Annotated in this window: 17 protein-coding genes; 3 read left to right on the top strand and 14 right to left on the bottom strand. The window is 55.5% G+C overall.

The features are described 5' to 3' along the window. Positions 1-74: 74 nt before the first annotated feature. The 5 genes from ACYQ15_RS03245 to ACYQ15_RS03225 all read right to left on the bottom strand — a co-directional run bounded on the left by ACYQ15_RS03245 (position 75) and on the right by ACYQ15_RS03225 (position 4,696). Positions 75-899: a DUF4198 domain-containing protein gene (locus ACYQ15_RS03245; RefSeq protein WP_459936090.1), complete on the bottom strand. Its 825-nt coding sequence runs from the start codon at positions 897-899 to the stop codon at positions 75-77. A gap of 98 nt (positions 900-997) precedes the next feature. Beyond that, complete coding sequence (locus ACYQ15_RS03240) at positions 998-1,318, bottom strand: hypothetical protein (protein WP_459936089.1); 321 nt, start codon at positions 1,316-1,318, stop codon at positions 998-1,000. Between the two features lie 246 nt (positions 1,319-1,564). Then, a complete protein-coding gene (locus ACYQ15_RS03235; RefSeq protein WP_459936088.1) occupies positions 1,565-1,735 on the bottom strand; it encodes a FeoB-associated Cys-rich membrane protein in 171 nt (56 codons plus the stop codon). A gap of 2 nt (positions 1,736-1,737) precedes the next feature. Continuing rightward, positions 1,738-4,275: a ferrous iron transport protein B gene (gene feoB / locus ACYQ15_RS03230; protein WP_459936087.1), complete on the bottom strand. Its 2,538-nt coding sequence runs from the start codon at positions 4,273-4,275 to the stop codon at positions 1,738-1,740. 130 nt (positions 4,276-4,405) lie between these two features. Next, on the bottom strand, positions 4,406-4,696 hold the full coding sequence (locus ACYQ15_RS03225; protein ID WP_459936086.1) for a FeoA family protein: 291 nt from the start codon (positions 4,694-4,696) through the stop codon (positions 4,406-4,408). A gap of 320 nt (positions 4,697-5,016) precedes the next feature. Between ACYQ15_RS03225 and ACYQ15_RS03220 the strand changes: the two genes are divergently transcribed. Further along, a complete protein-coding gene (locus ACYQ15_RS03220) occupies positions 5,017-6,186 on the top strand; it encodes a D-alanyl-D-alanine carboxypeptidase family protein (protein ID WP_459936085.1) in 1,170 nt (389 codons plus the stop codon). 105 nt (positions 6,187-6,291) lie between these two features. Next, positions 6,292-6,630 (top strand): P-II family nitrogen regulator, encoded by a 339-nt coding sequence (locus ACYQ15_RS03215; protein ID WP_459936084.1) that lies wholly within the window; start codon positions 6,292-6,294, stop codon positions 6,628-6,630. Positions 6,631-7,523: 893 nt separating this feature from the next. Here ACYQ15_RS03215 and ACYQ15_RS03210 read toward each other — a convergent pair. The 4 genes from ACYQ15_RS03210 to ACYQ15_RS03195 form a co-directional block, all read right to left on the bottom strand. Continuing rightward, positions 7,524-8,597 carry a TOBE domain-containing protein gene (locus ACYQ15_RS03210; protein ID WP_459936083.1) on the bottom strand — a complete coding sequence of 358 codons (1,074 nt, stop codon included), beginning with the start codon at positions 8,595-8,597 and terminating at the stop codon, positions 7,524-7,526. A 135-nt stretch (positions 8,598-8,732) separates the two neighbouring features. After that, entirely contained in the window at positions 8,733-9,002 is a 270-nt protein-coding gene (locus ACYQ15_RS03205) for a Txe/YoeB family addiction module toxin (RefSeq protein ID WP_459936082.1), read from the bottom strand. Then, positions 8,983-9,255 (bottom strand): type II toxin-antitoxin system Phd/YefM family antitoxin, encoded by a 273-nt coding sequence (locus ACYQ15_RS03200; RefSeq protein ID WP_459936081.1) that lies wholly within the window; start codon positions 9,253-9,255, stop codon positions 8,983-8,985. The genes ACYQ15_RS03205 and ACYQ15_RS03200 overlap by 20 nt, the downstream gene beginning before the upstream one ends. Positions 9,256-9,511: 256 nt before the next feature. Continuing rightward, positions 9,512-9,790, bottom strand: coding sequence for a hypothetical protein (locus ACYQ15_RS03195; RefSeq protein WP_459936080.1), 279 nt, complete (start codon positions 9,788-9,790; stop codon positions 9,512-9,514). Between the two features lie 409 nt (positions 9,791-10,199). Between ACYQ15_RS03195 and ACYQ15_RS03190 the strand changes: the two genes are divergently transcribed. After that, positions 10,200-11,147 (top strand): sulfite exporter TauE/SafE family protein, encoded by a 948-nt coding sequence (locus tag ACYQ15_RS03190; RefSeq protein WP_459936079.1) that lies wholly within the window; start codon positions 10,200-10,202, stop codon positions 11,145-11,147. 614 nt (positions 11,148-11,761) lie between these two features. Here ACYQ15_RS03190 and ACYQ15_RS03185 read toward each other — a convergent pair. From ACYQ15_RS03185 to ACYQ15_RS03165, 5 genes are all read right to left on the bottom strand, one after another. Further along, the gene (locus ACYQ15_RS03185; RefSeq protein WP_459936078.1) at positions 11,762-13,012 is read right to left on the bottom strand and encodes a type II toxin-antitoxin system HipA family toxin; all 1,251 of its coding nucleotides are present in this window, start codon (positions 13,010-13,012) and stop codon (positions 11,762-11,764) included. 2 nt (positions 13,013-13,014) lie between these two features. Continuing rightward, the gene (locus ACYQ15_RS03180) at positions 13,015-13,236 is read right to left on the bottom strand and encodes a helix-turn-helix domain-containing protein (protein WP_459936077.1); all 222 of its coding nucleotides are present in this window, start codon (positions 13,234-13,236) and stop codon (positions 13,015-13,017) included. A gap of 603 nt (positions 13,237-13,839) precedes the next feature. Next, positions 13,840-14,136, bottom strand: coding sequence for a type II toxin-antitoxin system RelE/ParE family toxin (locus tag ACYQ15_RS03175; RefSeq protein WP_459936076.1), 297 nt, complete (start codon positions 14,134-14,136; stop codon positions 13,840-13,842). Beyond that, positions 14,133-14,489: a type II toxin-antitoxin system ParD family antitoxin gene (locus ACYQ15_RS03170; RefSeq protein ID WP_459936075.1), complete on the bottom strand. Its 357-nt coding sequence runs from the start codon at positions 14,487-14,489 to the stop codon at positions 14,133-14,135. The genes ACYQ15_RS03175 and ACYQ15_RS03170 overlap by 4 nt, the downstream gene beginning before the upstream one ends. A 75-nt stretch (positions 14,490-14,564) precedes the next feature. Beyond that, a complete protein-coding gene (locus ACYQ15_RS03165) occupies positions 14,565-14,900 on the bottom strand; it encodes a hypothetical protein (protein WP_459936074.1) in 336 nt (111 codons plus the stop codon). Positions 14,901-15,039 lie beyond the last annotated feature (139 nt).

Genomic DNA, 15,039 nt, shown 5'->3' with positions numbered 1-15,039 from the left:
GCCCGCTCCAAAAGGCCTACCGCCGCCTTCGTATCCTCGTGCGAGGGAAAGCGGCGGCAGATCAGGAAGAATTGCTAGGGCAGATCGGTGACCTGAATCCAGAGAACGGCCTCCTGGACCAGTTCCTTGCCGTTATGTTCCAGTTCGACGACGTCCGGTACGGCAATGCCCCACCAGCCGGCCTTGGGCAGGCCGATGGTGAACTCGCCCTTGTCGTTGGCCAGAACGGTCATGGTCTCGAAAGCCGGATGCGGTGCTTCGATCTTCAGATCGCCCACAAATGCGTTTGCGGCCATGTCCACGTCCGCGTTCAGGTACTCGATTTCCAATTCGGCATTGGGAACGGGCTCGCCGTTGGACATGACCACGCCGGAGAACACGCCGCCGGTCCAGTTGGCATAGGGCTTGTTCAATGGAACGATCTCCGCGGGCAGACCCAAAGGCTCATGCCAATTGCCGGGCATGCCGCCCACATTTACGATCATCTTGGTGAACTGCTGGATGTATTCTTCATCCGCCTTTTCATAATACGGAGCCGGGACCAGCACGAAGACATAGTCGCCCATGGAGCGGACAACACGGGCCGGAAGATTGGCTTCAAAAGCCTTGCCTTCGGCGCCGTCAAGTCCCTTGAACGAGATTTCCGACAAGAATTCTTTCAGGTCCGTGGTCTGGGCCTCGCCTTCATCGCCGCGCTGATGCACCACGTAGAACTCCTGGACAGGTTCCATGTCCATGATGTGGTCGGCATCGAAGGGATGGGTGAAAACCAGCTTCAAGCTCAACTCTCCACCTTGGGTCAATGCACTTTGCGGAGTGTACAGCATCTGGAAATGGGCCAGGGCCGGAGCGCTCAGGAACAGGGTCAACAATCCGGCAAGCAACAATCCTCGTTTCATTTCATCCTCCATTGAACGGTTTGTTGAGATCGAATATGAAACTCCATCTCAGCACATAATTATCCGTGTCGCCGCAAGAGCGAAGCACGGAAGCCTCATTACTCAAAAATCTGCGAACCGGGAATCAGCACCTCGTGACCTTCGCCGCCATCGAAGAGCACGGAATACTCGCCTTCGGGCTTTTCGAATTCCACATCGCTGTTCCGGGACAGTTCAAGGGTCTGGATCACGTTTCCGGAACCATCCTTGACGATGATCGGAATACCGGCCGCGGTGGAACCGTCGGAGAATCCGCCTTCGCAATAGATGGTCCCGTCAGCGTTGTCGAAACAGGCGAACAGGGGTGTGTGCGCAGCGGCGAGTCCGGGCAGGACCAGAAAGGCGGCAAGAAAAAAGAGGGTGAATATACGGTGCAACATGGTCAATACCTCCATTTGAGTTTATCGTTTGTTTTCATTTTCAGTAACTATTCAGCACATTATGGTGAATGACCATTCTCCAGCACTGGATTCCGGCGTTCGCCGGAATGACGAATCGGAGCAAGCCGTACCCACGTTAGTCATACCGGCGAACGCCGGTATCCAGATCTTTTTTCTGACTCTGCTGAGTAGTTACCATTTTCATACCAAAAAACGTTAACCTGCAAACCAGGAACCCGTTCACGTTCACTGCTTTTCCCGGTCGTCTCGCAAATTCCCAATTCCACTCTGCCCTGGCATTTTCGTGGCCGAAGGGCAGGAGTCGCAAGAGCAGCCTTTTTTCTTGAAAAAGCTCTTCCAGATGTAAAAGACGGCCCAGGCCAGCAGTAGTCCGAGAATCAGGTATTCCCAAATCATGGTCATGCCTCCTTGGTTCGGCTGATTGCCGGTGCGGGCGTTTTCCAGGCCGGATCAGGAAGGAAGGACAGAGCAATGGCCGTGCCCAGGGCCAGGATGTAGAATCCGACCATGGCCTGGATTCCGGTCAGGCCGAGCATGGAGCTGATGGTGAAGACGCTGCTGGCCACGACCAGGCCGAACACCGTTGGAAAGATGATCGAAAAGAGCATCCACTTGTAAGACCCCGTCTGCACCTTGACCATGATCGTGGTGGCCAGGCAGGGCGGATACAACGCGAAAAAGAGGATCAGTGAAAAGGCGTGCAACGGAGTGAATCCCGAGGCCGCACCTGCCTGCCCCATGCGCTCCTCCAGGCTCAGGCTTTCGTCGGCGCCCTCCTGGAACAGCACGCCCAGGGTGGCCACGCTGGATTCCCTGGCTGCAAAGGAGCTGATCAAGGCCACGTTGACCTTCCAGTCAAACCCCGCATATTTGGTGACCGGCTCCAGGGCCCGGCCCACCGTGCCGAAATAGCTGTAGACAATGGTCTCTTCGCGGATGGCGGTACGCAGGGATGATCGTTCCGTGGACAGGTTGCGCAACGCGCGGCTTGCCGAACGGGCTTCGGGGTCGCGGGGACGCAACAGGGGAAAAATTTCCGGATGCATGGCCTCATAGCGCACATCCACGGCCGTGGAAGCGTCCTGGGTCGTGGCGGCCAGCTTGGCCTCGCGGTAGGAGTTGGAAATGTTCAAGAGCCTGAGCACGGCATCGTCGTCCGCCGCCAAATTTGCATATTCCGTATCCTGGATGTCCGCGCGAAACTCGGCAATGGCCTCGTCCATCCGGGCCTCGAAGATGGCCATGCGTTCGGCCGGAATGCCGGGGAACTGCAGCAGCACGTAGACCACGATGGCCACGGCCACAACAATGGTGCCGACCTTCTTGATATAGACCCAGGTCCGGTCAACGGCTCTCCGCAGCACGCCAAAGAGCGTCGGCAAATGGTAGTTGGGCATCTCCATGACAAAAGGCGCCGTCTCTCGACTACGGAGGATGGTCGACGTGAGCAGCTTGGCGATGATCATGGCCATGATAATCGTAATCGTGGAGATAAAGAGCATCAGATAGGACTTGTAGGCCGCGAAATAGATGCTCACCAGCAGGGTGTAAAGCGGAATTTTCGCCAGACAGTTCATGTACGGCACGGTCAGGATCGTGGCCAGGCGCGAGCGTTCGTCGGGAATTCCCTTGGTGGCCATGATCCCGGGCACGGCGCAACCGCCGGTGAACACTCCGCCAAGAATGAACGGCAGCGTGGACTGGCCGTGCAGCCCGAAACTCTGAAAGACCCGGTCCAGGATAAAGGCGATCCGGGCCATGTAGCCGGAGTCCTCCAGGATCGCGATCAAGGCGAAAAGGATCAGGAAGATGGGCACGTAGTTCAACAGGGTATTCACGCTGTCCACCATCCACAGAGACATGGATCGGATCAGGGTGTCCTGGAGCAGACCGGGATCGGGCAGCAGTCCGGCCACTCCGGTCCGGACCCAGGCCAGGGCCGGCCAAGTCAAAAACGTCAGCTTGTATCCCTGGACAATGGACAGTTCATAGATCAGGTAGACCGTGAAGACGAGAAAAACCGGCGCGAATACCCGGTTCAACAGCACCCGGTCGATCTTTTCGGAAAGACGGACCGTATCTTTCCCTGTCATCTCCACGCATTGTTCGATGATGGTGGCGGCCAACCGGTCCCGGCAGGTGACGATATAGTCGCCGGTGGTGATGTCCATTCGCTGCTGAAAAGCGTTGGAGGCGGCGGAAACGGCGTTCAGAATCTCTTCGGCATCTTTATGATGCATCCGCAAAATCTTAAAGGCCTCGGAGTCGCCTTCCAGAAGCTTGACGGCCATCCACCGTAACGGAACGATCTTGCCCAGGCTTTTTGATTCCATGAGCCGCTCATGGATCTCGACGATATCTGCTTCAAGCTCTTCGTAATTGATCCGCAGCGCGTGACGATCCTGCAACTTTTCATCGTCATTTTGCCGCTCCTGGGCCACCCTTCGCACGGCCTGGCGCAACTCGGCCTTGCCCCGCCCCTTGCGACCCACGGTCGGGACGACCTCGATGCCCAGCAATTGAGCCAGCTTTTCGTGGTCCACCCGCCGGCCGTTGGACTCGGCCACGTCCACCATGTTCAGGGCCATGACCACGGGAAAGGACATTTCCAGAATCTGGAAGGTGAAGTACAGACCGCGCCGCAGGCTGGACGCGTCGATGACGTTGATGATCGCATCCGGCTTCTCCCGGAGCAGAAAATCCCGGGCCACCCGCTCTTCCAGGGAAAAAGAGGTCAGGCTGTAGGTTCCCGGAAGATCGACTACCTCCACCTTCCCCAACTCGTCGCGATAACTGCCGACCTTCTTGTCCACGGTCACGCCGGGGTAGTTGGCAATATGCTGGTTCGCCCCGGTGAGCATGTTGAAGATGGTCGACTTGCCCGCATTCTGCTGACCGGCCAACCCGGTGATAATGTTCTTCTTGATATCGGCCATGAGATCCTTCAACTATCCATAACTGCCGGCAATCCGACAAAATAAAAACGTAGCACAGTAAATGATTTTCAACATCAAAAGAAAAGCGGGTGTCTCCGCATTGAAAAAGCCTGGTCGCGTCGAGAGCAGATTACGCGGTCTTCACGTCGATCAAATCTGCTTCCCGCTTGCGCAGCGTGACATAGTAGTCACCCACTCGCATCTCCAGGGGGTCGCCAAGAGTGGCGCAGCGGATCATTTCAACTTCCGCATTGGGAACAAAACCGAGATCAAGCAGGCGCTGCCGGATGGCACCGTTGGCTCGATGGCGACGAATTCGGCAGCGGCACCCATTGCCCACCTGCGTCAGGATCTGATCGGCTCCCCTTACGCCTTGGGTCTCGGATGAGCGATCCTTGCAACCCGCACCAAAATTACGCATTTGATTTCGAAACCTCTGAAACATCTCGCCACCTCCAGTTGGATATATCTGCAGCTAAAAATAATCTTGAAACCCATGATTCCGTTTTGAAATGCATGGGAGAGGCTTAAGTACTGATAACAAATATCAATGTCAAGGGTTTCCCGGATCGCTTTCCAAACCGAGCAGTTTCAACCACATCCGCAAGTGCTGTCAGATGTTGCCTTGACGCGCGAGCTACCGTATTCTGAAAACTCGAGACTGGGCAGCCGCCATGCTCCCGAATCATCGTCTTCAAGGCCCCTCAAAAACCACCTCTTTTTACTTTCAAGGCAAAGGGTATGCGATTACAACGTACATTGGTTTTCCTCCTGCTGTTTCTTGTGTTTGCGGCATCGGCCCAGGCTCGCCTGCTGGTCGATCCGCCCTCCGGACTCACCGCCCGCAACTATTTTCTGATGGACGCCTACAGCGGCGCGACCCTGGCGGAAAAAGACGCCGATGAGCGCGTCGAACCGGCCAGTTTGACCAAAATCATGACCGCCTATCTCGTCTTCCGCAACTTGCAGAACGGGAATCTGGCCATGGATGAACGAGTCCTCGTCAGCGAACAGGCCTGGCGCACGGGAATGACCGGAGCATCCAGGATGTACATCGACGTGGGCAGCCTGGTTACAGTGGAAGATCTGATCCGGGGCATGATCGTCCAGTCCGGCAACGATGCCTGCGTTGCCCTGGCCGAACGGATCGCCGGAACCGAAGCGGCTTTCGTCGACCTGATGAACGCCCAGGCGCGGGAACTGGGCCTGACCAACACCCAGTTCCAGAACAGCCACGGCCTGCCCAGTGTACAGCCCCAATACACATCGGCCCGGGACATCGTCACCCTGGCCAGGGAATTGATCCTCAACTTTCCGGAATATTACGGCTTCTACTCGGAACGCGAATTTACCTTCAATGATATCAGGCAATACAACCGCAATCTCCTGCTCGGACGTGATCCTTCGGTGGACGGCGTCAAGACCGGATGGACCTCAGCCGCCGGATACAATCTGGTGACCTCGGCCAAACGCGACGATATGCGCCTGGTCGCCGTGGTCATGGGCATCGAAGCGCCCAACACCCGCCAGGGCGGCCTGGCCCGCGCCGATCAGTCCCACGCTCTCCTGAACTGGGGATTCCGCCAGTTTGAAACCGTGCTTGTGCGAAGTGCCGGCCAGACGATTGTTGAACCCCGGATCTGGTTCGGATCCGAAACCCGGTTGCCGGTGGGCGTTGCCACGGCTTTCTATGCCTCCATCCCCCGGGGCAGCCAGGACAACCTGCGCCTTGAAATGGCTGTTTCGGAACAAATTCAAGCGCCGATCAACATTGGCGACACGGTGGGAGAACTGCAGTTGTTTCTTGACGACGATCCACTCGCCACACACCCTCTCGTCGCGATGCGTACCGTCGAAGAAGGCAACATCTTCCGACATCTGACCGATAGAGTTTTTCTCATGTTCCACTAAACGCGCACCAAACACACCTGCTCCAGGCACCTGTCCGGCGCGTACGGCTGACGACGTATTCACAAAATGCTGAAGCTTGTTTTCCCTGCAGCCAAGGAGTCCGGAATGAAAAAAATCGAGATCGTCACCAGGCCTCACAAGCTGGATGAAGTGAAGTCGGCTCTGACCGGCCTGGGCATCAAGGGCATGACCATCACCGAAGTCAGGGGATTCGGTCGCCAACACGGCCACAAGGAAATCTACCGCGGAGCCGAGTACCAGGTGGAATTCACCGCCAAGATCAAGATCGAGGTGGTGGTGGACGACTCCATGACCAACGACGTGATTCGGATTGTTCAGGAAACGGCGAAGACCGGTAAAATCGGAGACGGCAAGATCTTTGTACTCCCCGTGGAAGACGTGATCCGCATCCGCACCGGGGAAACGGGCCTCGAGGCGATTTGAGACAGGATCATCCTGGCGGAGCGTACTTTTGCATATTGAATCGCCCGCTTCGCTTGCGGCACGAGGGACGCCAAGAAGAGATTATTGCCTTCCACCGTTAAAAACGCGGAATTCAAAAAGCTTTGTAACTACTCAGCTGAGGTCCGGGTTGCTTTGATTTTGCGGCCTCGCCAACTCCTTCGCCGGCTTCGTAACACCGAACCATTGCTTGAATAAACAACACTCGTGCTCCAGGAGTTCGGCAATGGTTCGGTGAACGAATCCTGGCTCAGTCAAACAGGCGAGACCGCAAAATCAAAGCAACCCGGACCATCCCTGCTTCAACTGCTGAATAGTTACAAAGCTTGTAGCTACTCAGCTAATCCATGTTCAAGATGATCAACCACGAAGAGCACGAAGGACACGAAGGTAATGACACGAAGATTACGGCGGATGGATTTCGGTAAGAGTATAGCGAATGCGCGGTGCGCCACTCCTTTTCTTCCTTCGTGCTCTTCGTGCCCTTCATGGTGATAAAGAATCAACATGAAATTAGAACAAACTCTGCAACAGAATTGCTGAATAGTTACCAAAGCTTTTCATTTGGGCGATCTTTTCTTGTGCCCTGGGCGAGTCAAGTACATCAGCGATCAACAGGATAAATCCCGGGAGCGCCGCACCCCAGGGCGGCAACGAATCCACGGAAGCTGCTTGATCAACGGCGTGGGGATGTCTCTGGCGGACTGATTTGCGCCGAATGTCAAAGAAACTGAAGTAGTCACGGGTGAGACGCAGCTTCGACTGATTTCGACTCGACTCCAGTTTTGACTTCGATAGCGATTTCGATTTCGAGTTGGGATGAGAATGCGAGAATCTCTGGCTGTGTGGACCAATCAGGGAGGTAAAAGGACGTTTCAGCAATGCTCGCGATGAAGAACCACGGAGTAGGCTCCGAAAAGCACCCAGGCTGCGTCGTCCACCTGCAAGCCCAGGCGCTCCAGTCCGGTCGCGGTGATCACCGCGCAGATCTCCGTGCCGTCGGTGAGACGCACCAGAACTTCCGCGTTCACCTTGCCCGGATTGACCGCCATCACCCTTCCCGGCAGGCGGTTTTCCGCGCTGTTCTCCGCGGCCTCGGCGGACCCGGCAATAAGCACCCAGGGCGCCTTGATTTCCGCGGTCACGAACGAACCGATCTTCAGACGCATCCGCTGCAAACTGGTATTGGTGATTACCGAGGAGATGTTCAGGTCGCCCAGTGTTTGCAGCATCACCATGGACTGGATGTCGCCCTGGGCGATTTCGACGATTTTGCCGAAAAATATGTTCCGGGCACTGGTGCGTCTGCGGCTTTCCCGGTCCACGTACTGTCTCGCGGCGTGGTGGACGTCCTCCTCGGAAACGTCCAGGTGCGCGGCGGTGAGATTGGGCGTGGAATGGCCGAGCAGCCTCTGGACCACGGGCAGCGGCAGGTTGCCGCGCAACAGTTCCACTGAGCGCGATCGGCGCAACGTACTGGGATTGCCGAAATCCCTTGATAATCCGCACATCTCTGCCTGCTCGTAGAACTTGCGCCGGACATGGGCCGGATCGATCCGGAACAGAGCGTCATCCGGAGCATGTGAGCCTTTATTCAAGGCCGTGCGCAGCTCCTCGGCCAGATCGTCCGGGATCTCCACGGTTCTGGCCTTGTCCTTGTCGTCACCAGCCAAAGTGACGGCCCGCTTCTCCAAATCGATATCCCCGAACTTGAGCTCCAACACCTCGTTCAGCTTGGCGCCCGTATGACGGATCAAGAGAAAGATCAGCAGAATGCGCTGCCTGGACCACCGGACGTCCCGCCGCGGAGAGTCCGTTGCCCAAGCCCGAAACGTCCGCTCCAACTCCGCAAGTTGGACGGAGTCGAGAATCTTGGCCGCGGGCGGAACGGAAAACGAACCGCCCGGCGAAGACTGGATCGTCGGATCTTCATTGAAAGTGGAATGCATTCAAGCCTACAGGGATCAGATGGTGAACGTACTTCCCAGGAGAAACAGCCCGATGGCCGGTGACAGACAAATTATGCCGGACAGCAGAGAAGCAGGCGTCAGGGGTGTCCAGCCTTCTGCACGCCGTGATCAAGGTTAATGCCGATTGTAATGTCCGCCGATGGCGAAGATGTAAATGTAATCAGCATCGAATTTGTAAATGACGCGGTCTTTCTGGCTCAACCTGCGCGACCAAAAGCCGGAAAGATTGTGTCGAAGGGGTTCGGGCTTTCCCGTTCCGGCGGTGGGATCTCCACGATGCATTTCTTTGAGAATTGAACAAAGGGATTTATGCAAACGCGTATCTTTTGTTCTGAGCTCTTCGCAGACTGTCCATGTGCCCCCTTCAAACACCACGGATCTCATCCATTTCCCCGTCAGTCGGCGTATATCCTGAGCGCTCGGCATGTGTGCGTGCAGCTTCGGAAATCTGTTTCATCAGGCTGGTATTTTGAAGAATGTAAAGGGTCTCCTGGTCACGTTCCCAATCTTCCGCGCTCATGACAATAAAGTCACCCCCATTACGGCGGGTCACCTTCAGCGGCTCATGCTCACTGGCCGCTTGTTCGACATAATCCTTCATGTTTGCGCGAAATTGATTGATGCTGACAGTTTCCATATCGCACCTCCTTTATGTACTGTTTTCCAGTACATAATAATATGCCCTGTCAACATAATCAACCGGACGAGATTCCCGCTCGAAAACAGAGTCAAACTCTACCCGTCCGACGAGCGCCCTGCTCATACATGCAAGGAGCTGAGCAACATCAAACCCTGACAAATCGAGTATCGAACAAGCAAGGTTCCTCAAAAAATCACATTGCCACATCATGGTCGCGACAGGGCGACCACCACAGAATATCCGCTCCTATTGGTTACTGCTCCTGCTTCCAATACCCAAAGAAAAACAACAGCCCCCCAGCGACCAGGCAGCCAAGACCGATCAAGAAGTGCCCGACAGCAAGCGGCAATCCCAATCCCAGCAAAAAAAGCGGTCCCACCGTTGTGAGCACCTGCCGGGGTGCGATCCGGTCCGGAAAACAACTCGTGCCTTCGGCCGCACCGTCCGCATGCACCGCGGAACACCACCCCAAACCGCTTTCACAAATCACGATCAAGCTGACGGCAATGCCGATCAATATGATAAGCTCCATGACAATATCCTCCTGTTCTGACTACAGCAGGCACTGTGCCAACTCATAACATGCCGGCATTTAACAGGTTGCCTTATCTCCAAGGACTATTCGCTACATTTATGTAAGCAAGGAGGATACATTTTTGAAAACTGAGCCATATTTGGTCGGATAGCCGTGACCATCTTGCTGAAACTGATTCTTACTGAAACCCGGAATGCACTCCCCCGCAACACGGGATCGCCCGAAATCAAAAAGCCACCTCGGACGGCCGGCGGATGGCTTGACAGATCATTGCTCCCGGCATAAGGACAAAGAACAGGCATGGATTAAAAAATATTCGTGACAATAAAAAGCAGAATATGACGAGACAACGTCGTCGGCGAACAGCCGAACATGTCGTCCATCCAGGTCAAATCAGGAGATTACTATGCTGTTTCCCGTCGCCGGAATCGAGATCGCCCCTTGGATCCCCTTTGTCGCCGGATTTGCCGTGGCCTTCATCTGCTCCATGGGCGGCGTGTCCGGAGCCAACCTGCTTTTGCCTTTCCAGATGAGCGTGCTGGGGTTCGTCACCCCGGCGGTCAGCGCCACCAATCATCTCTTCAACATTGTGGCCATTCCCAGCGGCGTCTACCGGTTCATCCGGGAAGGTCGGATGGTCTGGCCCCTGACCTGGGTGGTCATCGCCGGGACCGTGCCCGGGGTCCTGCTGGGCGTAATTCTGCGGGTTCAATACCTTCCCGACCCAACCCATTTCAAGGTCTTTGCCGGGCTGGTCCTGCTGTACATCGGGTTCGTGATGGTCCGATCCATCATCAAGGGCCCGATTCCGGGATCGGACAAGGCGTCCTCGGAAATGCGATTTCAGGAGTTGGTGGCCGGCTTTCGAAAAAAAGAGGCCAGATCCAACGAGCCACTCCCCCGGATCAGCATCGACCAGATCAGTCTGAAGACCATCGACTATTCCTTTTACGGAGAAAAGATCAGCGCGCCGACCATGGGTATTTTTATCCTCAGCGCCATTGTCGGCGTGATCGGCGGGATGTACGGCATCGGCGGCGGAGCAATCATCGCTCCCTTTTTCGTGGCCGTATTCCAGTTGCCGGTGTACACCATTGCCGGAGCCTGCCTGATGGGCACGTTCATCACGTCCGTGGTGGCGGCCCTTATGTTCCAAGCCATCGCCCCATTCTACCCGCACATGGCCGTAGCCCCGGACTGGACCCTGGGCATCCTCATGGGCGTGGGCGGGATGATCGGCATGTATGCCGGCGCGAGAATGCAGAAATTCGTCCCGGCCAAGGCCATCAAGTGGCTATTGGCCTTCATCCTGGTGTTTACCGGCGGAAGGTACGTGCTGGGATTCTTATTTTGATCTTTCCGGTAACTGGTTTTCATTCAGAAACAAAAGAGTTTCCGGATGGAAACTGACTATTCAGCATGCTGCTGCCGTACGGAGTTCGGCATCGCTCTCGGTATCGGGATCGTGATCGGACCGGAAAAATGTCCAGGACTCTCCACGAAACACACGAAAAACACGATTTTTTAGTGCGTCACGCGCCTTGTATCTGAGAAAGTTTGCAATAATTGCCAATAGCCGAGATTATACTGTTTTAGGCTGAACGATTAAATTTTTCTATGATGCCTTTAGGCCGCCCTTTCAGGGCTATTCTACTTTTACCATCATCATTCCCAGGGCGTTGCCCTGGGCTACGATATGCCGCCCCCTTGGGGCTTCAGACAAGCCCTGTAAGGGCGAAATATTACAGCCCAGGGCAACGCCCTGGGTAAACGCCCCCAAAAAATTGTAGCCCTGAAAGGGCGGCCTAAATGACTGCAACTCTTGCCCAAAAATCATAATGCTCCCGTTGGCGCACCAGCTAATTATAAATAATCAACCTCAAGCAGTATGCTTTCCACGTGAGCCCCGTGTTCCCCGTGGTTAAAGCGTCTTACCCGGAGGTTGAAAATGGAAGTTTCGCTGTAGGGTTACCCAATGATCTGTAACGTCGCGACAATACGCTTTCGGATATCGGCCTCCAGGCGCATCAGAAAAACCGCGTCGGGTCCATGCGGCTCAAGAGCCTGCAATGTGGGGACGATGGCCGTCTCCAGCGTCTTGCAAAAGGCCGTCAGGTCATGGAGCAGAATCTTCGGTTTCAGACCCAGTTCCTCGGCCATACGTTCCCAGTGCCGCTTCATGATCCATTCGGGGCGATTCTCCCCGCCGATCTTCATGGCCAGCCTCGGACTGAGTTCATCATAGATCCGGGTGGAGATGATGTCGTAGAACGGCGCCAACCGTGGAGCCTTGGCCTGATCGTAGAGCAGGGACAAGTTCTTGGCGTGGCCGTCGGCGTTGCCCAGCAGGGTATTGGCAAAGCACCATTTTGCCAGCAGCCTGACATCCTTGGCCGGTGTCGTACTGCACTGGCGCAATAATTTCGCGCAGTCCCGCAACCCGGGACCGCCCTCAGACTGGTACTTCACCTCCGGCGAAATACCCATGGCCTGGCAAAAATCCTCCTGATGCAGGCGCAGGATGCGCTCTTTGCCGGGACGGCGGTCGTAGCGGGTCACCAAAAGCAGCGGGGTGTTCCCAGCCTGCATGATCCGGCAACCTGAAGTGGGCAGTCCGGCGTTCCTGGCGAGATTCATGCAGAACGCCTCGTTGATCACCGTGGATTCCAGGCGGGCAATGGGCGTCTTGAGGATGTGGGTGCTGGGTGCGCCGTCGCGGGGCAGGGAGATGGTTTCTCCGTCGCAATAGACGGGCAGTTTGTCTTGAGCCCCGGCCAGGGACAGACGGATGCCTTCGGAGCCGGCCAGAAACGGCCGGATGGGAAGGGTGGACACGATTTCCGCAAGTTCGGCGGAACTCAGGGGGCTGTATTCGCCCTGGCCCAACACGGGAATGGTCCCTTCGGGGTGAATGCTCAAGGCCCCGGCGCAGTCTCCGCCAATCTCCCGCAGCAGAGCATGGACGTTTTGCCTCGAAATACCGAGCCGGTGCGCCACCCGGTCGCGGAGTTCACCCTCAGGCAGGAGGTTGGCGAAGAAAAAACGGACCACGTCGCCAATAAAAATATTCGGCGCCAAGGGCAGGGATATGGACAAAGGAATGTTGTCGGGGTTCGCAAGCCATTCCGGATCGTACTGAAAGGCATATGTTCGGTCCTGCTCCAGCCAGAGCCGACCGACACGGACGTCATTGAAAAACACCCATAAAGCGGAAGGCATGCCTATTCTCCCCTGGCCTTGACGATCAGTTCCAGCCCCAACCCTTCAAGCACCTGCAGGGCCTTGTCCAGCCGCACTGTGGGCTTTCCTCGCTCCAACTCCCCGACGAATCGCTCCCCAACCCCACAATACCCGGCCAGATCAGCCTGGGTCAGTCCGTCCAGCTTTCGTTTCTCGGCCGCGATCCGACCAAGGTCCGCGGCGCTGGCAATACGATGCGGCATGGCCTTTCCTCATGCTTTGTGAGTGGTCAAGATGATGCTTCGTGAACAACAATTCTTCCCGTTCGGGATGAAATACCTTTTCTGTCCGTTCAATGCAACGAAATCTTCCCTTTCGGGAAGATCACTCCCTGTGCAACCATGCCTCCAAGCCAGTCTTTGTTTTCATCCTGGGATACCATAGCGACATACGCCGAAAAAAGCCGAAGGCGCACCCGAAGCAAACAGTTACCCAACTTCTTTTCAATCGCCCGGACACAAGCTTGTGCAGCGAGCTCGCAATAAGTCTGGTACGGCACTCCTTCGCGAGCAGCCTTCACCTGGACTGGTCGGCTTGACCATCCTGGAGCCGAAGGCCGAGACGTGGCGGGTTCGCTGTCTGAACCTGCGGCCTGGATACCATCAGGGAATGAGTAAGCGGTCGGGATCGGCATCGGGATCGAAAGCGAAGCCGTGCGGAGGGAACCTCAACGTTCTCGAAACCGATTCCGATTCCGATACCGACCCCGACCCCGATTGCGGAGGAAATCACATAACGTGTGCTGAGCAGTTAAAGATCGTTGATGAAAATCTGAAGGGTGAAGTCTTACAGTTTTTTGGGGAAGTTCAAAAAAGGAGAGCATGATCTCTGTATGCGCTCAATATTCTCGCTATTTCGACTTTATCCTCAACAACTCTGTAATAGACGACGTATTTTTTGATTGGTAAGGACCTCAATCCAGGGATCAATTCATCCCGTCTTCTGCCCATTTCGGGAGCAACGCAAAGTCCTTGACACTTTTCGTGGATCATCTCCACAAACTTGTCGGCCATCTCAATGGAATCCAGAGCAATGAACTGCCAGATGTCAATCAAGTCATCCTTGGCTTGTGTTGAAATCAGCAATGAGAAGGCGACTGTCACGGTCTGAACCTTGACCGCGCATTGGCCTTGATGATCTTGATCGCCTGATTGTCAAAAATTTCAGAGCAACCGGCATCGAGTTGTCTGAGTCCGATAAGAATATCCCGCCGGAGATCCTCGGTCAGTGCTGAACGTTGTTCTTCTTGAACTTTCAGCAAACGTAAGCCCTCAAGAATCAGTTCGTTTGGACTGTTGTACAGGCCGGCGCTCACTTTTTCGTTGATCCATTGGCTCATACTGGGGTGGAGTTTAACTTCCATCATTGTCCTCACCTTATCGTTGAAACCGCTCTGGGTTGTGGTTGGTTTGTTTTTCAAGATTCCATAAAAATAGGTCGATATTTCATCTCCCACCCCTTTCTGCTATCCAGCGGAAAGGCCTCGGTCAACCCCACACTGACAATATTTCCATCTCCATCCCGCATCACGTCACGCCAACGGCCGTTCCCGCAAAATCGCCAGGATCCTTCTGCTCAGCGAGCCACCGGCTCGGGCGTTATTGAACCGGAATTCGCATTCCTTGAGGTGCAGCCGGAGCGTGTCCGGACAAATGCCGCGGAGCCTGGACAGTCTGGTTCGCAGATAGGCCAGGAACAACCCGACGAGTTTTTCCCCTTCCCCGCCCTGCCCCTGATGTTGGCTGAGCTGACCGACTGGTTCACGGAACACGTTAGCGCGAATTCCCCCGGTATTTTGTGCGAAGACATCTTGGGTGGTCCGGACCGCAAGTCGGACCTGGGCCGCTGCGGTCGTCTGCTCCTGCAAACCTGAGCCAAAGTGCTTGAAATTTTAGAGAAAATAAAATTGACCTCCCTGGAGGCGCGCTAACAAATACGTACATCAGATGTCCGCGACCGACCATGTCCGCCGCTGCCAAGCGCAACTCCCGCTTCCCAATCATTCT

This window comes from Desulfonatronum parangueonense (assembly GCF_054656975.1).
The sequence above is the reverse complement of the archived record's forward strand: the minus strand, read 5'-3'. Positions and strand labels throughout refer to the sequence as shown.